The following is a 19,153-nucleotide window of genomic DNA, read 5'->3' as shown; positions in this document are numbered from 1 at the left end:
GACCGTCATCACCAAGGCTGTCCTCACTCTGGAGAGGCAACGCTGAAAACGCTCAGTCTTGGACGGGGCAACCTGCAGCATCGGAACCACCTCGCCCGTGGTGGGCAGGGTGTAGGCGATGAAGCTGTGGTGGGTGAGTTCCAGCATCTCCTCGATCCGGATGCCGGTGTGCCGCAGCACTTCCACCGTCGCCCAGGACCAGAACGCCGCCTCCTCCTCGTGGGTCAGGTTCCGCCGCCTGTCGTCGGCCACCTCGATGACGTAGACGCGGCGGGCCTGCCCGGACCCGCAGCGCTCGAACTCCTCCCCGGCAACGAGGAACCGTCCACCGGCTGGCGTCGCACGAGCTGCGGTGATGCGGGCCTCGGCGTCCTTGCGCTGCTGGTCGACGGCGCGGAGCAGGGCGGGCAGCAGCGGCAGCTGAGTCCGGGTCCGCTGGTCCATCCGGGACTTCACCCCGGATCGGGACTTCTTCGTCGCGCACTCGTTGGCCTTGATCGGACACGGCGCCACCCAGGGCGCCCACCGCGCCGGGTCGTCGGCGGCCCAGCGGGCGATGTCCTGGTAGAACGCCCGGACGAACACCAGCTCGCTGCGGAAGTTCACCCGCGGCCGCACCGGGTGGCCCTGGGCGTCACGGATGAAGGCCAGGCGTTCCTTCCATGCCTGCGCGACCTCAGGTGTCAGCCGCAGCGAGTCGATGCCAGGATGGTGGATCTCCAGGTCCCGCCAGAACAACCGGCACAGGTTGCGGGCGATGGAACGCAGCGAGACGTGGTCGAGCTCGGGAGCCCGCTCGGTGAAGTACTCGACCAGCAGGTCACGGACGGCCCGGCACTCGATGGCGTACGCGTCGACGATCTGCTCGACGCTGCGGCGGCCTTCAATGCGGAGCGCTCGCAGCCGCAGCGGTGCGCTGGCCGGGAGCACGCCGGTCTCCTTGAGTAGGGGGTTGAGGAACATCGGAACGAAAACCGGCGCTAAGCCTTGATCGGCCCTGCTGGGCGGCTGACGGTGCGTCGGCAAAGGGGAGGCTCTGAAGTCTTCCCACAGATAACGCCCTATTATCTGCGGGAAAGGGATGTGAATTGCATCAGACGCGAGAACTCGCTTCTCCGCGATAGGAGCCGCCGGAGCAGGCAAGATCCGGCTGCTCGCCACGTGGGCGAGCCGTCCACGAGCTCCCTGAGCTGCACCGCAGCACCCCGCGTGACCTGCCAAGACCTCAGTCGTTCTCATCTAATGAACGATTCATTCGCCCTACTCGCGGCGTGTTGGGGGTTGGCGTGGGCGGTTCTTCATGGAACGTGCCGGGGGCGGCACCGTCGCTGTTCATCGTGGGCGGTGCACCGCTGCTGCATCCGGAGACTCAGGTCTTCGAGGGCATGCTCGCGGGGTGGCGGGACCAGCAGCTGGCCCGAAATCTGAGCAAAGGAACGATCGAGGACCGCCTGTCGGCGGTCCAGCGGTTCCAGCGCTTCACCAATGAGTGGCCGTGGACGTGGCGCCCGGCCGATGTGGAGGAGTACACCGCCCACCTCAGGAGCGATGGTCGGGAACGGTCCCACTCCACCATCCGCGGGTACCACGGCCACGTCCGGTTGTTCCTGGAGTACGCCGCTGACCCCCGTTACGAGTGGACAGCCGTCAGCGAGCGACTCTTCGGGACCCATCCGTCTCAGGTGTTCTTCGAGTGGAACACGGCCGTGCACGTGGCCGAGTACGAAGGTCGTCCCGGACGGCGTGCCTTGACGAAGCAAGAGCTCCAGCAGTTCTTCGACTATGCCGACGATCAGGTGGCCGCGGCCCGGACCTCGGGCCGTAAGGGCTGGCTTCCGGCCATGCGTGACGCGACCGCGATGAAGGCCACCTATGCCTGGGGGCTGCGCCGCCGTGAGGTGATCAAGCTGGACCTGGCGGACCTGGGCCACAACCCGCATGCTCCCGAGTTCGGTGATCTCGGCGTCGTCTACGTCCGTTGGGGCAAGGCTTCGAAGGGCTCAGCACCCAAGCGACGCAGCGTTCTCACGGTCTTTCCGTGGTCGGTTAGGGTCCTGGAGCAGTGGGTCGGAAGCTACCGGACCCTGTTCGAAACCGGCGCCGGCAACGGTGCCCTCTGGCCGAGCGAACGATCACCGCGCCTGGATATGGGAGCACTGGGCGACCGGTTCGCCTCCTACCGAGACGCGCTCGGCCTGCCGCGAGAGCTGACCCTCCACTGCCTGCGTCACTCGTATGTGACGCACCTGATCGAGGCCGGATACGACCCCCTGTTCGTCCAGCAGCAGGTCGGACACTCCTATGCCTCCACCACGGCGCTCTACACCTCGGTGTCATCGGATTTCCGAACCCGGACGCTGCGCAAGGTTCTGGACGGCACGATCAGCCGCGCGATCGGCGCAGCGACTGGAGAGGGACTCGGATGATCAGGCGGTTGGGTTACCACTGGCACCTGCGGAGGATCATGGCCGCGCACAACATCTGGAAGACCACCGAGCTCATCCCGCTCCTGCGCGAGCGAGGCGTCAACCTCTCCACGGCACAGGTCTACCGGCTAGTGACGGACCGGCCGGAGCGCCTGTCCCTGCCAGTCCTTGCCGCGCTCTGCGACATCCTCGATTGCTCGCCGGCCGACCTCATCGAGCCCTACGTCGAAGCGGACCGCCGCAAACGCACCGCCGGCGAAGCCGCCGTCATCGAGATCAACTCCGACTTCCGGCCCGAGCGCGCCCGCATCGTCGAGGACTGAGAGTGCCCGCACCACGCAAGTACATATCCGACCCGAGCCGTTGGTCGGCCTGCGTCCGCTGCAGTTCCTGCTATCCGGAAAGTCGGCGGTGGCCCGAAGGCACCGTCTGCTACTACTGCGTCCGCGCCGCCCGCAACCGCCAGGGCACCTGCGCCGCATGCGGCCACACCGGCATCCTGCCCGGCCTCGATCCGCAAGGCCGCCCTGTCTGCGTCCGTTGCTGCGACGTGCCGATCGAGGTCCAGTGCAAGAGGTGCGGCGAGGAGAACCTGGCCAGCGACAACAACGTCTGCTGGCGCTGTCTACTCTCGGACCGGATCAACAAGCTCCTCGCCGGCCCCGGCGGCGCGATACCCGAGGATCTTCAACCACTGGCGCAAGCCATCATCGGGATGCCCCGGCCAAACAGCGGGTGGGCTTGGATCCACATGAACCGACGCGTCCCCGATCTCCTGCGGGGACTCGCCAGCCGAGACATAGTCCTCAGCCACGAGGCCCTCGACTCCCTGCCACGCTCCAGGACGGTCGAGTACTTACGCGGCCTTCTCGTCACCCATGGCTGCCTGCCCTGGCGCGACGAGCACCTGGTCGCCTACGACCGCTGGCTCGCACCTAAACTCGAAGCCATCACCGATGCTGACCAGCGGAAACTTGTCGAACGCTACACACGCTGGCACGTCATGCGACGCCTGCGAGACAGCTCCCGCCAAGGGTCCGTGACCGCGAACTCGTTCCTGCGTGCCAAGCAGCACACGACCCTCGCCATCCAGTTCCTCCAATGGCTGGCGGACCGAGGGCGACAGCTCAGCGAGTGCACCCAGCACGATGTCGACGCATGGTTCGGAGGCGGCACCAGCACCCGCGGCCACGCCAACAACTTCCTCTACTGGGCCATCAAACAGAGGCTGGTCCGCAAGATCGCCGTCCCCTGGCAACCACACGGCAACGGCCCAGTGGCCAGCGAGAAGAACTACATCGAAGCGCTACGCGTCCTCCTCCTCCACGAAACCCTGCCCGCCGCACACAGGGCCATCGGCATCATGCTCGTCCTGTTCGGACAGCCGGTCTCCAAGATCGTCACCATGCGCATGGACGCATTCAGGGAAGGCCAAGACGGGCTACAGGTCAAACTCAGCAAGGACTGGACGGACATCCCCGAGCCGGCCGCCGCTGTGATCCGCTTCCATCTCGCCTCGCGTCCCGGCCTCAGCACGGCAGCGAATCCAGATTCCCCCTTGGCGTTCCCCGGCCGGATGCCCGGCCGAACTATGCACGTCCACTCCGTCGCGACGATCCTCCGCGAAAGCGGCATCCCAGCCATGGCCACACGCTCCAGAGCATGGATCCAGATGGTCCGACAAGCCCCTCCATCCGTCCTCGCCGACGCCCTCGGCATCAACCCCAAGACCGCGATGCGCTACGCCGAACGAGCCGGAACCGACTACCTGGCCTACGCGACCCTGCTCAGGCCCGCGGGCTCGGATGATTCATGACCTCACAGGAATCAGCGCCGGGCGTGATGCACTACGGGCAGTCGAAACGGTGCGTAAACGGACGTCCGGGGCAGACGTGGCACTCAAAGAGGTACACACCACCAAGGTCTCCCAGCACCAGGCCCGGACCCCCGGAGGGAGTGTGCCCCTCTTCGACCGGAGTCCAGGCACGCCGGGACACGGCGTCGGCTTCCGTGCTCTCCACCGTCAGCAGGTGTTCCATTCGATTCCCACATTCGACGCATTCCGGCCACTCTGGATCCTGGCACCAGCCGGGGTATCCACCCAGTTTCGTCCCGGGGGCGGTGGAGAGGTGGCGCTGGTAGTCCCAGCCCGTCTCCTGGTCCAGGTCCAGGAATCGGAACTCCAACTCGTCCCACATGTCGTCATGAAGATCCCAGTAGGGGTACTCCGTCACCAGCTCTGGATGCACCACGCAAGGACGCGGCACGTAGTTCTCCCACGCATCAGCCGGGGTTGGAGGAGTCTCCAGCACCTTCCCGACCGAGCTCGCCGTTCGCCATTGGACGTGCGGAACGATCCAACGATGGCCGCTGTGCTTCCGTGGGCACCACAGAACTTGGAGTAGATCGCAGCCTTCGGGAAACGGGACGATGCCAGGAACGCTGGTGCGGTAGATCTGCACGACGGGCACCATCGGCGATCCCTGGTGCTCGGAGCACAATGGCCAGGCATCCTCGGCCGGCCACAGCAGCGGGCCTCCGACCGAGCTGTCTCGGCACGTCGGCTCACCCACACGTGGGTGCAGCCGCACGGTCTCTTTCCGGAGGGGCGCCACCTCGGGAAATAGCTGCTCAACATCCACTGGTCGCGGCGGTGTATGGCGGGTCACGTCGACAGGCTACGAGAGGAACGGCCGCGCATGGACGCCGGTCTCACGCATGCTGCGGAGGAGGCTACTCACCCCTCACAAATAGCCATCATTACCAGCAAACCGGCGCACGAGCCGTTCGCGGGCGGTGACCGTGTCCTCGCGCAGCCCGCGGGCGGCCTGCTGGGCCCGCCACCCCCGCATCATCGCCTCGACCATCGCGTCCTGCGGACGCAGCTGGACCACCCCGGAAACCAGTTCCAGATGAGCCGCCCCGGCCAGGTCGGCACGCCGCTGTTGACCCACTCCCGCCCTCCCTTCCAGAGGGCAAATCCTGCATCAGATGGGATCTGATCGCCAAACTCCCTGATCAAGCCACCAAGTTGTAGGAGGATGGAGCCCCCGCCGGACGCCTCTCTGACCTCGCGACCAGCGGTTTCTCGCCCATCTGATGCAATTCCCGAGGGTTGGCGTAGACGCCTGCGGTGACCCAGATGTGGGCGTGGCCGAGGAGTTCTTTGATCACGACGAGTTCGACGCCTTCTCCAAGAGCAGGGTGGCCGTCGAGTGACGCAGGTCATGGAAGCGGCTGCGGCGGAGCGTGGCTCGGTTGAGGAGCTGGCCGAAGCGGCGGGTCATGTTGGCCGGGTCGAGCGGTCCGCCGGCCGGCGTGGTGAAGACGAGCCCGCTGTCCTTCCAGCCCACCCCCGGCCACCTTGCGTTCTACCTCCTGACGTTGCCGGTGGCTCTTGAGCGAGTGGACACACTCGGTGGGAAGGGCGATGTGGCGTTCGGACGCGCGGGTCTTGGTGGGCAGGGGGGTCAGACCGCTGCTGCGTTGAGGTGAGCTGCGGATGCTGGCCGTACCACCGTCGAGGTCGAGGTCTTCCCAGTGGAGGCCGAGGAGTGTGAGCGTTCACGTTCTTCCCCATCTCGGGTGGTTTGAGCGTCATGTATTTCCTCATCCCGACTTCTCCTAATTGGCCATGGGTACGACGGAGTTCGGGATCGAGGGACCTGGTCATCGCGGAGGCGCGTGGGCGGCCCTGCGCCTGTGGTTCGGAAGGCCGTTGGTCAACCCGGATGGCAAGGAGAACGTTCGTCGTGGTCGACATCACCGAGCTACGTCCACTGGTACGCGGGCCGCTCGAAGAGCGAGCTGGCAGCGTCGCTGGGAGTGGATCGCAAGACGATCAGGAAGTACCTGGAGCCGGCGGAGACGTCCGGGATCACGCCGGGCGGGCCGCCGATGCGGGAGGCCGACTGGGCCAAGCTGATCAAGAGCTGGTTCCCCGAACTCGGCGACCGGCGCCTGCGGCAGATCACCTGGCCCGACATCGACCAGCACCGCGACTACATCAAGAACCTGCTGGGGACGGTGACCGTCTCCACGATCCACCAGCGGCTCCTGGACGAGCACAAACTGGACGTGTCGATCTCCTCGTTCCGCCGTTGGGTGCATGCCACGCTGCCCGATGAGACGGCAAGGTCCCAAGTCACGGTCTTGCGCGATGACGTCGAGCCGGAATCGGAGGCTCAGATCGACTACGGCCACATCGGCCAGTGGACCAATCCGAAGACCGGCAAGCGGCACCGGATCTGGGCCTTCGTGATGGTGCTGCCGTGCTCGCGGCACATGTTCGTCCGCCCGGTCCTCTACCTGCACCAACACGCCTGGACCGAAGCCCACGTCGCGGCCTTCCGCTACTTCGGAGGCGTCCCGCGCCGGCTTGTGCCGGACAACCTGCGGACCGGCGTCGACAAGCCTGATCTCTACGATCCGAAGATCAACAAGGCGTATGCCGAGCTCGCCACCCACTACGGGGCACTGGTCGATCCGGCCCGCGCCGCCCGGCCCAAGGACAAGCCGCGGGTCGAACGCCCGATGCCCTACATCCGGGACTCGTTCCGGCGAGGGCGGGAGTTCACCTCGATCGAGCACATGCAGGCCGAGGCTGTGACCTGGAGCCAGAAGGTGGCGGGCCGACGGCAGTGCCGGCCGTTGCAGGGAGCCGCCCCGATGGCGGTGTTCGAGGCGATCGAGGCCGAGGCCTTGCTGCCGCTGCCGCCCACTCCGTTCGTGCTGGCCCGCTGGTCGACGGCGGTGGTCGGGCCGGACATCCACATAAAGGTCGGACGCACCCTCTACCCGGTTCCCTGGAAACTGATCGGCCGCCGGGTCGGCGTCCGCTCGACCGCCACGATGTGCAGGTCTTCCTCGACGGCGACCTGGTCAAAACCCACGTCGCCCTTGATCAGGGAAAACGAACCGACAGGAGCGACTACCCGCCGGAGAAGATCGCCTTCCAGATGCGCACGCCGATCTGGTGCCGGTCCCAGGCATCCGAGGTCGGGGACGCCTGCCGGACCGTGGTCGACCAGCTGCTGGAGGTCAACGCGCTCTACCGGCTCCGCGCCGCCCAGGGAATCCTCGGGCTGAGGAAGAAGTACGGCGACGCGAGGCTCGAGGCCGCCTGCGGGAGGGCCATCACGGTCGGAGATCCGTCCTACCGCATCATCAAGGGCATCCTGATCGCCGGCACAGAGACCGACCCGGAGCCCGAATCCAGCGGGGACGCGGGCGCCGCGGCCTTCCTCCATGGGCCCAAGCGACTTTTCCCCTCCGTCGCCCCCTCCGAGACAGCGGATGAGCTCCACGACGACCAGGTCCACGGCGAAGCTGAGGGAAGCATCTGATGATCGTGATGGATTCTGCCCTGCGTGAGTCGCTGAAGTCGCTGCGGCTTTCGGGGATGCTGGAAACCCTCGATGCCCGCTTGGCCCAGGCCCACGGCGGGGAACTCGGGCATCTGGACTTCCTTCATGTGCTCTGCCAGGACGAGATAACCCGCCGCCAGACCGTCGCTTCCAGCGGCGTCTGGCGCGGGCGAAGTCCGAGCAGCAGGTCACCCTGGAGGAGTTCGACTCCACGGCCTCCTCGAAGCTCCCGGCCGCCCAGATCCGCGATCTCGGGGCCCTGCGCTGGCTCCACTCAGGCGAGTCGGTCATTCTCTTCGGCCCGGTCGGGGTCGGAAAGACACACGTCGCACCGGCCCTCGGCCACCTTGCGGTTTGCCAGGGCGCCCACGTCCGCTTCGCCAAGACCAGCCGAATCCTCGCGGACCTCGCCGGCGGCCACGCGGACCGCACCTGGGACAAGCGGATCCGTGAACTGGTCTGGCCCGACGTGCTCATCCTCGACGACTTCGCCATGCGCCAGCTCGGCGCGTCCCAGGCCGATGACCTCTATGAACTGGTCAGCGAACGGCAGGGCCGGTCCCTGACCATCACCAGCAACCGTGCACCCAGTGACTGGTATCCCCTCTTCCCCAACCCTGTCGTCGCCGAGTCGCTCCTGGACCGGCTGATCAACACCAGCTACCAGGTCATCATGAACGGCCCCAGCTACCGCCCGAGCAAGCGACCCAAGAACCCCACCGACAAGCCCGACGAGCCCCCGGTCCGCTAACGCCCAGCCCTGTCCACGTTCCATTCCCGCGGCAGGTCCTCGTCACAGAAGACGCAGACGAAGTCCTCCTCCCGAACGATGTTCAGCTGGCTACAGGCGGGACAGCGCCGGGGTCTGTCTCCTGGATCATGGAATGTGATCGCGGCAGTCCTTGGTGTTCCGCTACGGTCCGTACATGTCGTTGTCACAGTGACCTACACGGCTCCGCCGGATGAAGTGGACCGATGGAGACCGGCCCACGGCGACTGGTTGAACCAGCTGATATCCCGGCGATTGCTTCTGGTGGCCGGGCGCCAGGTGCCTCTGGTCGGTGGTGTTTATCTCGCCCCCCCCGGATGGCCGCCGAAGAACTTGACCGGCTCCTCGCCACCGATCCGTATGTCCTTGAGGGTGTCGCCACGCACAGCGTTGTGGAGTTCACCCCGCTGCTCGTCGCGGCCGGCTTGGAGGCCCTCAAGTCCCTGGAGTGAGCGAATTCTCAACGCTACGAGCGGAGCCAGATGAGGAGTGTGGCGCCCGAGGGCTGTCCGCCGCGTGAACCCCGACGCGGACGTGCGGCCTTGTGGTCCTTCTTGTCGGGGATGCCTTGCCGGATGCCTCGCTGGCGGAGGTAGGCGCGCGCGGACCTTGCTGTATGTCTCGTCGGCACTCACGCTGTCCTGCGTGCGACGAGGACGGCTGGTCTTCGGCGGGGAACGCGGATTTTGTCCATGCCTGATTCGAAATGGGTGCAGCCCACCCCTCGGCCTTCTCCTCCACCCGAACGGCCATCGCAGCGATCTCCCAAGGCCGCCCCCGCTCCCAACTGGGCTGGCGGGCGCGGGTGAGCACACCCATAGGGGGTGGGTCCGGCTGCAGGGCCCAGACCGAGCCCACGCGGCGCGGCGCGGAAGATCAGTGATCATCGTCGACGTCCGACCGCGTGAGCGATGAGGCGTATGCCATGGCGTGAGCCGCCTGCCCGCTGGCGAGGCCCGGACCGGGGCTCAGGGGGTCGACTGGAGAAGCGCAAGCGTCGACTCCAGTTCCTGGCGGGTCAGCCGTGCGGCCTCCTCCGCCTCGCCGGCCTCCACCGCCCGCACCACGTCGGCATGGGCGTCCTCGCCGTGCCGGAGGTCGGTGCCGCGCAGCCCGAGCAGGTCCAGGAGTTCGATCAGGCCCTCGCGGAGCACCGGCGCGAACTCCGCGAAAAGGTCGGTCAGGACTGGGTTGCGCGCCGCGGCCACGACCGCCGCGTGCAGGGCGATGTCGGCGTCGACGAAACCCGCGTCGTCGCCCTCGGCGGCCTTGCGCCGGCCGTCCAGCGCCTTCCGCATCGCCGTCACGTCCTCGTCGGTCCGGCGCTGCGCCGCGAGGCGGGCCGCCTCAACCTCCACCAGCATCCGCACCTCGTACACATCCGTCACCGCCGCCCTGCGCAGCCGGGCCGGCCAGTCCTCCGTCGGCCGGTTCGCGGTGACGAAGACGCCCGCTCCCTGCCGGGGCTGGACGAGCCCGGCGCCCGCCAGGGCACGCAGCGCCTCGCGGACCGTGGAGCGCCCCACACCCAGCTCCTTGGCGAGCGTCGTCTCGCCGGGGAGCTTCGTGCCAACCGGCCAGTGGCCCCGGACGATCTGCTCGCGCAGCCGCTCGGCGGCCTGTTCGACCAGAGGGCTGGGACGGACGGGACCGAGCGGCATGGGATCACCTGATTCTCTGATGTCCGGACTCCGAGGCTCCGACGCTCCGGATGGCGGGCGCGTCCGCCGGATGCCGGGGGCGTTCGCCGAGAAATCTACCGCAACTTGTCTGAGGAGCACTTGTCTGAGGAGCTGAGGAGTGGTTAGGGTACCGGCCATGATCCGCAATCCCCAACGCCCCGGTCCCATGCCGTACCACCGCTACCGCCCGTTCCAGGACCGCGTCCACGTCCCCGAGTTCGACCGTCTCTGGCCCTCCGCCCGGCTGGAGCGCCCCCCGCTCTGGGTGCCCGTCGACCTCCGCGACGGCAACCAGGCCCTCGCCGAGCCCATGGACACCGATCGCAAGCACCGCTTCTTCGAGCTGCTCGTCCGTACGGGCTTCAAGGAGATCGAGGTCGGCTACCCCTCCGCCAGCCGCGCCGACTTCGACTTCGTCCGCCACCTCGCCGGACTCGTCGGATCCGGGAGCTTCCCCGAAGACGTCACCCCGGTCGTCTTCACACCGGCCCGCCCCGAACTCATCGAGCGCACCTTCGCCTCCCTCGACGGCCTGCCCCGCGCAGTCGTCCACCTCTACATCGCGACCTCGCCGGTCTGGCGCGACACCGTCCTCGGCCGCGACCGCGCAGAGGTCCAGCGCACCGTCCACGAGGCCGCCACTCTCATGGCGCGGCTCGCCGAGACCCGCCCCGACACCGACATCCGCTTCCAGTTCTCCCCGGAGACCTTCAATCTCACCGAACCCGACTACGTCCTGGAGCTCTGCGACGGCCTCACCGCGCTCTGGGACGCCAGCCCCGACCGGCCGGTCACCCACAACCTGCCCGCCACCGTCGAGATCTCCACCCCCAACGTGTACGCGGACCAGATCGAGTACATGCACCGCCACCTCGCCCGCCGCGACGCGGTGATCCTCTCCGTGCACCCCCACAACGACCGCGGCACCGGCGTGGCCTGCGCCGAACTCGCCGTCCTCGCCGGGGCCCAGCGCGTCGAGGGCTGCCTCTTCGGCAACGGCGAACGCACCGGCAACGTCGATCTGGTGACCCTCGCCCTCAACCTCTACGCCCAGGGCGTCGATCCCATGCTCGACCTCTCCGACATCGACGCCGTCCGCGACGTCGTCGAATACTGCAACCGGCTCCCCGTCCACCCCCGCCATCCCTACGCGGGCGACCTCGTGCACACGGCCTTCTCCGGCACCCACCAGGACGCCATCAGCAAGGGGCTCGCCCGGCACGCGAAGGACGCCGCCGAGGCCGGGATCCCGCCGGAGCTCGCCCCCTGGAACGTCCCCTACCTGCCCCTGGACCCCGCCGACCTCGGCCGGGGCTACGAAGCCGTCATCCGCGTCAATTCCCAGTCGGGGAAGGGCGGAGTCGCCCATCTGCTCCGCACCCACCACGGCCTCGACCTGCCGGAGCGCATGCGCCCCGACGTCTCCCGGGCCGTCCAGGCGGTGACCGACGAAAGCGGACGCGAGGCATCCCCCGGCGACCTCCACGCGCTCTTCCGCACGGCGTACCTGGAGCCCGGCCGGGGCGCGGGCCTCGTGGCCCTGGAATCCTGGAGCACCGCCCACGACGCCGGCCACAGCACCGCAACTGACGTCGACACCGAGACCGAGACCGCCGACTTCACCGGCCGCAGCCACCGCTTCGCCTGCGTCCTGCGCGTCGGCGACCGCACCGTACCCGCCGACGGCAAGGGCAATGGGCCGCTCTCCGCCCTGGCCGACGCCCTCACGCGCGCCGGAATCCCCGTCGACGTCCTCGACTTCGCCGAGCACGCGGTCATCACCGGCAGCGCGGGAGAGGCCGCGGCCTTCGTCGAGTGCAGGGTGGGAGGCCGCGCCGTCTGGGGGGCCGGCCTCGACACCTCCGTCCTCACCGCCTCCGTACAGGCCGTCCTCTCCGCAGTGAACCGGGCGCACGAAGCGTGAGGCGGCTCCCCCGCCCGGCCGCGCCGCCACCCGTGTCCAGACCGCAACCGTCACCGTCGTCGGTGGGTGAAGTCACCGGGTGGCGAGATCGCCCCTGACCTTGGCGATCCCGTCCCTCCCCCACGGCCGGTCCGGAGCCCAGGCTGGCCCCATGACCGATGACGCGACCGATGACACGACTGACGACATGAACGACGACATGAAAATTGGGGCAATGATGAAGATAAGTGGCATGGTATTGCGCACACTCGGTGCGGCGACCGTAGGGGCACTCGCCTGGCTTGCGGTCACAAGCGGTGCCTCGTCCGCGTCCCCTCAGGGTGCAACCCACGTCGCGTCGGCCGCCGCCGAGACGCCGGGCTCCGCCGTCGAGACGCTCGCCTACCCCGACGCGGCCAAGATCCAGGCGGAACAGGGGATCATCCTGAAGCGAGGTGACGGTCACATTCTCCTCGCCGACTGCACGAGCGGCACCGATCTGATCCAGATCATGGCCCGCGGCAAGGGCAAGGTCTGCTTCCGTACGACTGGCATCAGCGGATACCTGGCCTTGGAGATCCCCGCGGTCTACAACGTCCGCGGCAATGACTACGCCACCAAGGTTGACCTGACCCTGGGCGACGATCACACCCAGTACGACATTGCCAAGAACACCTGGACGCCGGTCGGCGAGAGCACGGACCCGCAGGGCCGCGACCACATGCTCGTAGAGATCCGAACCAGCAAGTAGCAGCCGCAGCGCCCCTCCCCAACCGCCCCCTGAGCCGCGCCGGAAAGCCAGCGGACAGGCTGGAGCCGCCGAGGGGGTTCGACTCGGACGGCTGAGGCGGACGTACCCGCCATCCGACTCCAATGCGGAATGCGGAGCCCCTCGGCCGAACCCGCGCGGCCATCAGCGCTACCTAGACCAGCAGGCGCTCCCCTCGGCGCACGCTGCATCCTCCTCGCATCATTCAAAGGATCTTCATGTCCGTCAGAAGCACACGAACCGCATGGATCTCGGCGGCCGCAGCCGCCGCCGCGGCTGCAGGAATCGTCGCCGCCCCCTCGGCGGGAGCTGCCATAGGCACTGAAACGCCCGGCAACCATGCCTTCACGGCGAAAATCAACCTCGGTGAGCAGCAGGCATGCTCCGGGGCGTTGGTGGATCCCCAGTGGATCATCACCGCCGCCAGCTGCTTCGCCGTTGACGGCAAGCCCGCTCAGATCGGCAAGCCCGCCATCGCGACCACCGTCACGGTCGGGCGCACGGACCTGACCACAGCCAGCGGCGCCGTCGTCGACGCGTCCTATGTCATCCCCCACCCGGACCGTGACATCGCCATGGTCAGGCTCGCCAAGCCCGTCACCGGCGTCGTCCCCGTCAAGGTCGCCACCACCGCCCCGGCGGCGTCGGACAAGCTGACCGCGGCGGGATTCGGCCGGACCAGGACCGAGTGGGTGCCGAACAAGCTGCACTCCGCCGCCTTCACCGTCGCCTCCGTCGGCGACAAGTCGGTCGACCTCGATGGGTCGTCCGACGCGGTGATCTGCCAGGGCGACGCCGGCGGCCCCGCCCTGCGCGACAACAATGGCACCCCCGAACTCGTCGCGATCAACTCGCGCTCCTGGCAGGGCGGCTGCCTGGGCACCGACCCGAGCGAGACCCGCAACGGCGCCGTCAGCGCACGCCTCGACAACGTCAACGACTGGGTCCAGCAAACCCGCCTGGCAGCCATCGTTCCCGATGTCACTTCGGTGATGGCATCCGGTGACTTCAACCGCGACGGCTTCACCGACATCGCCGCCACCCTCAAGGACGGCAACCTCCACGCCTTCTACGGCCGCAAGGACGGCTCCTTCCAGTACGGGCGCCCTCTGTGGGCCACCGACGGAACCTGGGGCGCTGCCATCAGCAAGATGATCGGCGGTGACTTCAACGGCGACGGCATCACCGACATCGCCGCCGTCTGGAAGAACGGTTCCCTGCGCCTGTACACCGGCACCGCCGACGGCCCCCTCAACAACAACCGGCCCATGTGGATCGATGAGACGACCAACTGGAACCAGATGCTCCAGCTCACCCGTTTCAAGTCCGACTCCTCCGGCCGCGACGGACTGCTCGCGGTGTGGGACAGCGGGCCCAGGGGTTCCCTGTACGCCTACACCACCGGCCCCGACGGCAAGCTCACCGGTCAGAAGCGCACCATGTGGCGCGACGCCACCTGGGGCACCGTGCAAAAGCTCGCCACCGGTGACTTCAACGGCGACGGCCGCGACGACGTGATCGCCATCGCCTACGACGGATCCCTCTTCGGTTACAGCGGCAACGCCAAGGGCGGCCTCGACGACCGCGTTTCCATGTGGCCCGACACCAGCTGGAACGGAATGCCCGTCGTCCTGGCCGGCGACTTCGACGGCGACGGCAAGACCGACATGGGCGGTCTCTGGAACAACCAGCAGCGCTTCAACTTCTACAAGGGCAACGGCCAGGGCGCCATCGCCCCCGGCAAGAACGCCTGGCCCACCAACCCGTAACCCGGGACACCGCCGCGGGCCCCTCCACACAATCCGGAGGGGCCCGCGCACCGTGTCGTCACCGGCGATGCAATCGGCTTGTCACACACCCTGACTGGCGCGCTGTGCCTGGCCAGTGCGGCTTGCCGGGTGGGCGGCTGCCGTCGAAATGCCGTTATCGCCCCAAAGATTCGTATGTGCCGAGCGCACTCTCCCGCCTCGGCCAAGGCACGCGCCCGCCCGTCGGGCGCCGACAGCGAAGGACCGTCTTGGACACCACGTACTGGAGCCGGCGTCGAGTTCTCGGTGCCGTCGCCGCCACCACGGTTGCCGTCACCGCATCGAGCCTCGTCCTCAACCCGATCGCCGCACTGGCCGCCACCGTTCCACCGCCGGACGGCGGTGACGGTGACCCCTTCCGGCTTCCCGACACCGACCGCGCCAAGGTCGTCAAGGCATGGCTGCTGGGCGGCAGGGCCGTCCGTGCCGCTGCCGCCGCCGCGCTGGCCGGCACCGACGCCGACGTCCAGAGCTTCCTGGCCACGAAGCTGGCCTCGGAGACGGCCGAGGACAACCGCGTCGCGATCGCCCGCTCCCTCGCCGGCGGCGGCAAGGGCACCCGTCGCGAGTCCACATCCGCGATCGATGGCGGTGACTCCGCCATAGCCGCCTATCTCGCCGGCGGCTTCAAGGGCGCCGTCATGGAAGACCTCCGCGTGGCCACCTCCACGGTCATGGCCGTGGGCGGCAAGGCCGTCAACCGTGTCGGCAACGCCGCCCTGAACGACGGTTCGCAGGCGGCACTGGAGACGTTCCTCCTGGACGGCCAGTACTCGGCCCGCCTGGAGGACATGCAGGTCGAGGTCTCCAAACTCTCCTTCCAGGCGGGCCCGGAGGTGCAGAAGTACGCCACCCGGGCGCTCTCGGGCAGCGGGAGGGACGTCGAGTGGTTCCTGGAGATCGGCCAGCACATCGCGCGGGCCCGTGACCAGGAGTCCATGAAGATCGAGGAACTGGTCGCGGTCGTCCAGCGCGAAGGCAAGAGGGCCGACGCGATGACCAAGCAGGCCGAGGAAGCCTCGGCCCGCGCCGTCGAGGCCGCCGCCAAGGCCAAGGAAGCGGCCGAAAAGGCCGCCGTGGAGGCCCGGGACGCGCAGCAGGACGTGATCAAGTCCGGCAAGGCGGCGCGCAAGGCCGCCGACGCGGCCACAGGGGCCGCCGACGCGGCCCGAGTCGCCACCGTCGCCTCCCACGCCGCCATCCAGGCGTCACGCCGGGCCGCGTACGCCGCCACCGCCGCCGGCCAGGCGGCCGCCAACGCCGGATCGGCGGCCGCCAGGGCGTACAACGCGGCCATTGCGGCCTCCAAGGACGCGTCCCAGACCCAGGCCGCCAAGGACGCCGCCGTGGCCGCCCGCAACGCCGCTTCCCAAGCGCGCAGCGCCGCTGCGGCCGCCGACAGCGCGGCCACCGCCTCCGCCCAGGCCGCTGGCGCCGGGAGCGCTGCCGCGTCCGCCGCCCGCAACGCCGCTGCGGCGGCCAACGCGTCGGCCGAAGCCGCCGGAGCCGCCGGCGCGGCGCAAGCCGAGGCGGCCGAGGCCAAGCGCCAGGCGCAGATCGCCAACGCCAACGCGACCATCGCCACCAACGCGGCGGGCACCGCCCAGGCACTGGCCAACTCGTCCGCGGCCGCGGCCCGTGCCGCACGCGACGCGGCCAGCAGCGCCGCGGGCCACGCGGACAACGCCGCCGCGGCGGCGGAGTGGGCGGCGCGGTACGCCGGCCAGGCCGTGGAGTACGCGAAGAAGTCCACCGAATTCGCCAACGAGGCCACCAAGGCCGCGAACACGGCCACCGACGCGGTCGCCAAGGCCGTCGCGGTGGAGAAGGCCGCCCGCGAAGCCGAATGGCAGCGCCTGGACCAGGACACCCAGCGGGCGATCCAGGAGGTGCGGCTGCTCGCCCAGATCGAGCAGGACGAGCGAGCCGCCTACGCTGAGAAGCGCACCCAGGCAGAACAGGCCGCCCAGGCCACCAAGGACCTCATCGCCCAAGCCGAGGCCGCCCTCAAGGCCGGTGACACCACCCTCGCGACCGGGCTGGGCCGCAAGGCCGCCGTCGCCGTGATGAGCGGCTCCCACGGCACCTGGTCTCACGAGGCCGCGCGGTTCGCCCTGGCCGGCGCCGATTCCGACATTCATATCTGGATCGACACCGACCGACTGGTCGCCCAGCGCCAGGACGACCGCGAAACCAGCCTCTACCTCGCACGCACCCTGCCCCCGGACGTCGGGTCCGCGGCCGTCAAGGCCCTGGAGAGCGATGACCCCGACGCGGCCGGCAAATTTCTCGACGGCGGCCTGATCCAAGCGACCGTGACGGAAGCCCGCGTGGCGGTGTCCCGGGCCTTGGCCGCCAATCCGGGCAGGGCCGTCACCAAGGCCGCCAACGACGCGCTGGACGCCGGCACCACGGATGCCCTGTACCAGTTCCTCACCGTCACCGGCGAGGCGGCCCAGCGCGAGGACGACGCCGTGGCCACCGCCGCCCTGCTCGCCTCGGACAAGGCCGGCCCCTACACCAGGGCCCACGCCCAGGCGGCGCTGGAGGGCCCGACGTGGATGCGCCGGAACTTCATCGGCTCGGTGCAGTACAAGACGGCGCAACTCGACGCCGACTCCGCGAGCCACATCGCCGCCATGCAGGGAGCCATCGCGGCGGCGTCGAAGATCGCGCAGAAGGCGCAGGAGGACGCCGCCCGCGCCCAGCAGGCGGCGGCGCTCGCCCGCAACGCGGCTGCGGAGGCCGTGGACTGGGCGAACAAGGCTCAGGGCTGGGCCGCCCAGGCCGCGACGTCCGCGCAGCAGGCGAGGGCGAACGCCGACGCGGCCGATAAGTCGGCCAAGGACGCGCAGGCCGCGGCCGACCGGGCGAGCCAGGCGGCGGCCACGGCCCGTACCGCCGCGCGTTCGGCGAACTACTCGGCCAACCGCGCCTTCGAATCGGCGCGCAGCGCGGCCGCATCGGCCAACGCCGCCCAGGCATCGGCGGCCTCCGCCCACGCTTCGGCCACCCAGGCCGGCCAGGACGCGCAGACGGCGGCCCAGGCGGCGAGCCAGGCCCACCAGATCGCCGCCGACAAGCGGGCGCAGGAAGTGGCCGCGGCGGCCCGGCAGGCAGCGGCATACGCCCAGGCGGCGAAGGATGCCGGCAAGTCACTAGCCGACGCGGCCGACAACGACACCATCCGGGGCGGGGACACCCCCTGGTACAAGGACGTCAAGTGGTATGCCAACGCGATGAGCTGGCAGAGCACCGGCCTGGGATACGCCAGCGCATTGGCGGGCCTGGGCGGTCTGCTCTTCCCGCCCGCCGCGCCCATCCTGGAGCCCCTGGCCCTTGGCCTGGGCATCGCCTCCATGGCGTCGGCCGGGATCAGCTCGATCTTCACGGGCATCGGCTACGGCTGGAACAGCAGCGAGTTCTGGAAGTCCGCCGGCGGCACCGCCCTGGGAGCCCTCACCTTCGGCCAGTCCCAGTGGATCGGCTCCCTGTCCAAGGCCGGCGAAAAGGTGGTGGCTCCCATCGCCACGAAGATCACACAGTTCGGCCATGACCTCATCTCGCCGGTCACCTCCACCCTGTCCTCGCTCTTCGACTGACGGGCCGGACGGTGACGGCAGTCTGAGCACGCGGTCGGGCCGGGGGCATACGCTGGCAGCCTCTGGCCCGACCCGGAAGGGAAACCGACATCCTCGCCCGTCTCCCCCTCGGCTGGCTGGTGGCCACGGCCGTCTTCGCCGCCTGCATCCTTTGTGTCGGTGTCCACCGCTGCCTCGGGATGCGCAGACCGACCGCCGTCGCGGCCGGTCTTTCCGTCGTCTTCCTGCTGGTGATGACAGGGATGGGCGCCGTGGGCGCCGTGCCCTGGAACGCCCGGCAGATGATGGTCATGTACTCCTTCACCTGGGTCGGCTTCACCATCGGAGCGATCCCGTCGGGCAGGTTCCTCCGCGAGCACCTCCGCTCCGGCGGACAGCAGCTGGCACCGCAGGACGGCGGCCGCGTGCTGCCGGTTCGTCATGTGGTCTTCATGTGCTCGGCCGTCTCCGCGATGCTTCTCCTGGCTTACGGACTCGTCACCTGATCGACCGACCGGGGTACAAGCCAGCCAGACAGTCGGCCGGTGGACACCATCCGGTGGACAGATCCGCCTGTGACATCGGGGTGACCTGCACCCGGTGGAGGGGTTCGGAGCGGGCACCGTTGTGCTCTTGGCGGGCGCGGTCTGCCGGCGGTGGGCGGGGACGGCGGCTTCGGCCGGGGTCGGCCGTCCGGGTGCTGTGTCGGGGGGTGTGGCGGTGGAGCGGGAGCGGGCGGCCAACAGCCTGAGGGCTTCCGCCTCGGCGCTGTGGTGGTCGCTCGTGCGGTCCATGGGGCCACCCCTTCGCGCGTCATGCCGGCGCCTACACCTTCGGCGTCGGGAAGGC

General features: G+C 69.0%; 12 protein-coding genes and 4 pseudogenes. 11 read left to right on the top strand and 5 right to left on the bottom strand.

The genetic code is table 11. The annotated features are described in order from the left end of the window. Nucleotides 1-930, bottom strand: a pseudogene (locus ACZ6ZT_RS25365) (site-specific integrase); the annotation flags it as partial. 356 nt (nt 931-1,286) lie between these two features. Between ACZ6ZT_RS25365 and ACZ6ZT_RS25360 the strand changes: the two are divergent. From ACZ6ZT_RS25360 to ACZ6ZT_RS25350, 3 genes are read left to right on the top strand one after another with little or no spacing between them, the layout of a single operon-like run. Further along, on the top strand, nt 1,287-2,426 hold the full coding sequence (locus ACZ6ZT_RS25360) for a tyrosine-type recombinase/integrase (protein ID WP_469722197.1): 1,140 nt from the start codon (nt 1,287-1,289) through the stop codon (nt 2,424-2,426). After that, on the top strand, nt 2,423-2,749 hold the full coding sequence (locus tag ACZ6ZT_RS25355) for a helix-turn-helix domain-containing protein (protein WP_327174236.1): 327 nt from the start codon (nt 2,423-2,425) through the stop codon (nt 2,747-2,749). Before ACZ6ZT_RS25360 ends, ACZ6ZT_RS25355 begins: the two co-directional genes overlap by 4 nt. Nucleotides 2,750-2,751: 2 nt before the next feature. Next, nucleotides 2,752-4,242 carry a hypothetical protein gene (locus ACZ6ZT_RS25350; RefSeq protein ID WP_469722196.1) on the top strand — a complete coding sequence of 497 codons (1,491 nt, stop codon included), beginning with the start codon at nt 2,752-2,754 and terminating at the stop codon, nt 4,240-4,242. Nucleotides 4,243-4,273: 31 nt separating this feature from the next. Here ACZ6ZT_RS25350 and ACZ6ZT_RS25345 read toward each other — a convergent pair whose 3' ends face one another. From ACZ6ZT_RS25345 to ACZ6ZT_RS25335, 3 genes and pseudogenes are all read right to left on the bottom strand, one after another. Further along, nucleotides 4,274-4,888: a hypothetical protein gene (locus ACZ6ZT_RS25345; RefSeq protein ID WP_469722194.1), complete on the bottom strand. Its 615-nt coding sequence runs from the start codon at nt 4,886-4,888 to the stop codon at nt 4,274-4,276. Nucleotides 4,889-5,170: 282 nt separating this feature from the next. Beyond that, nucleotides 5,171-5,380 carry a hypothetical protein gene (locus ACZ6ZT_RS25340; RefSeq protein ID WP_469722193.1) on the bottom strand — a complete coding sequence of 70 codons (210 nt, stop codon included), beginning with the start codon at nt 5,378-5,380 and terminating at the stop codon, nt 5,171-5,173. A 64-nt stretch (nt 5,381-5,444) separates the two neighbouring features. Further along, a pseudogene (locus tag ACZ6ZT_RS25335) lies at nt 5,445-5,981 on the bottom strand (tyrosine-type recombinase/integrase); the annotation flags it as partial. Nucleotides 5,982-6,178: 197 nt separating this feature from the next. Here ACZ6ZT_RS25335 and istA point away from each other — a divergent pair. The 3 genes and pseudogenes from istA to ACZ6ZT_RS25320 all read left to right on the top strand — a co-directional run bounded on the left by istA (nt 6,179) and on the right by ACZ6ZT_RS25320 (nt 9,013). Next, a pseudogene (gene istA / locus ACZ6ZT_RS25330) lies at nt 6,179-7,771 on the top strand (IS21 family transposase). After that, nucleotides 7,771-8,543 (top strand): annotated as a pseudogene (gene istB, locus ACZ6ZT_RS25325) (IS21-like element helper ATPase IstB). Before istA ends, istB begins: the two co-directional pseudogenes overlap by 1 nt. 335 nt (nt 8,544-8,878) lie before the next feature. Beyond that, the gene (locus tag ACZ6ZT_RS25320) at nt 8,879-9,013 is read left to right on the top strand and encodes a hypothetical protein (protein ID WP_469722192.1); all 135 of its coding nucleotides are present in this window, start codon (nt 8,879-8,881) and stop codon (nt 9,011-9,013) included. A 516-nt stretch (nt 9,014-9,529) separates the two neighbouring features. Here ACZ6ZT_RS25320 and ACZ6ZT_RS25315 read toward each other — a convergent pair. After that, nucleotides 9,530-10,222 carry a FadR/GntR family transcriptional regulator gene (locus ACZ6ZT_RS25315; protein WP_469722191.1) on the bottom strand — a complete coding sequence of 231 codons (693 nt, stop codon included), beginning with the start codon at nt 10,220-10,222 and terminating at the stop codon, nt 9,530-9,532. A 157-nt stretch (nt 10,223-10,379) separates the two neighbouring features. On the opposite strand from ACZ6ZT_RS25315, the gene ACZ6ZT_RS25310 reads away from it, so the two are divergent. The 5 genes from ACZ6ZT_RS25310 (at nt 10,380) to ACZ6ZT_RS25290 (ending at nt 18,810) form a co-directional block, all read left to right on the top strand. Further along, entirely contained in the window at nt 10,380-12,167 is a 1,788-nt protein-coding gene (locus ACZ6ZT_RS25310; protein WP_469722190.1) for a 2-isopropylmalate synthase, read from the top strand. Between the two features lie 151 nt (nt 12,168-12,318). Further along, nucleotides 12,319-12,897: a hypothetical protein gene (locus ACZ6ZT_RS25305; RefSeq protein WP_469722189.1), complete on the top strand. Its 579-nt coding sequence runs from the start codon at nt 12,319-12,321 to the stop codon at nt 12,895-12,897. 236 nt (nt 12,898-13,133) lie between these two features. Beyond that, nucleotides 13,134-14,684, top strand: coding sequence for a trypsin-like serine protease (locus ACZ6ZT_RS25300; RefSeq protein ID WP_469722188.1), 1,551 nt, complete (start codon nt 13,134-13,136; stop codon nt 14,682-14,684). Between the two features lie 248 nt (nt 14,685-14,932). Then, nucleotides 14,933-18,325 (top strand): ALF repeat-containing protein, encoded by a 3,393-nt coding sequence (locus ACZ6ZT_RS25295; RefSeq protein WP_469722187.1) that lies wholly within the window; start codon nt 14,933-14,935, stop codon nt 18,323-18,325. Nucleotides 18,326-18,504: 179 nt separating this feature from the next. Beyond that, nucleotides 18,505-18,810 (top strand): hypothetical protein, encoded by a 306-nt coding sequence (locus ACZ6ZT_RS25290; RefSeq protein WP_469722186.1) that lies wholly within the window; start codon nt 18,505-18,507, stop codon nt 18,808-18,810. The last annotated feature ends 343 nt before the right edge of the window (nt 18,811-19,153 follow it).

It is taken from the genome of Streptomyces sp. NPDC102258, assembly GCF_055584685.1.
The sequence above is the reverse complement of the archived record's forward strand: the minus strand, read 5'-3'. Positions and strand labels throughout refer to the sequence as shown.

Excerpts from the sequence above, each read along its gene's own strand:
- ACZ6ZT_RS25290 (WP_469722186.1), top strand. The coding sequence starts at position 18,505 with ATGCGCAGACCGACCGCCGTCGCGGCCGGTCTTTCCGTCGTCTTCCTG.
- ACZ6ZT_RS25300 (WP_469722188.1), top strand. The coding sequence starts at position 13,134 with ATGTCCGTCAGAAGCACACGAACCGCATGGATCTCGGCGGCCGCAGCC.
- ACZ6ZT_RS25315 (WP_469722191.1), bottom strand. The coding sequence starts at position 10,222 with ATGCCGCTCGGTCCCGTCCGTCCCAGCCCTCTGGTCGAACAGGCCGCC.
- ACZ6ZT_RS25320 (WP_469722192.1), top strand. The coding sequence starts at position 8,879 with ATGGCCGCCGAAGAACTTGACCGGCTCCTCGCCACCGATCCGTATGTC.
- ACZ6ZT_RS25305 (WP_469722189.1), top strand. The coding sequence starts at position 12,319 with ATGACCGATGACGCGACCGATGACACGACTGACGACATGAACGACGAC.
- ACZ6ZT_RS25355 (WP_327174236.1), top strand. The coding sequence starts at position 2,423 with ATGATCAGGCGGTTGGGTTACCACTGGCACCTGCGGAGGATCATGGCC.
- ACZ6ZT_RS25310 (WP_469722190.1), top strand. The coding sequence starts at position 10,380 with ATGATCCGCAATCCCCAACGCCCCGGTCCCATGCCGTACCACCGCTAC.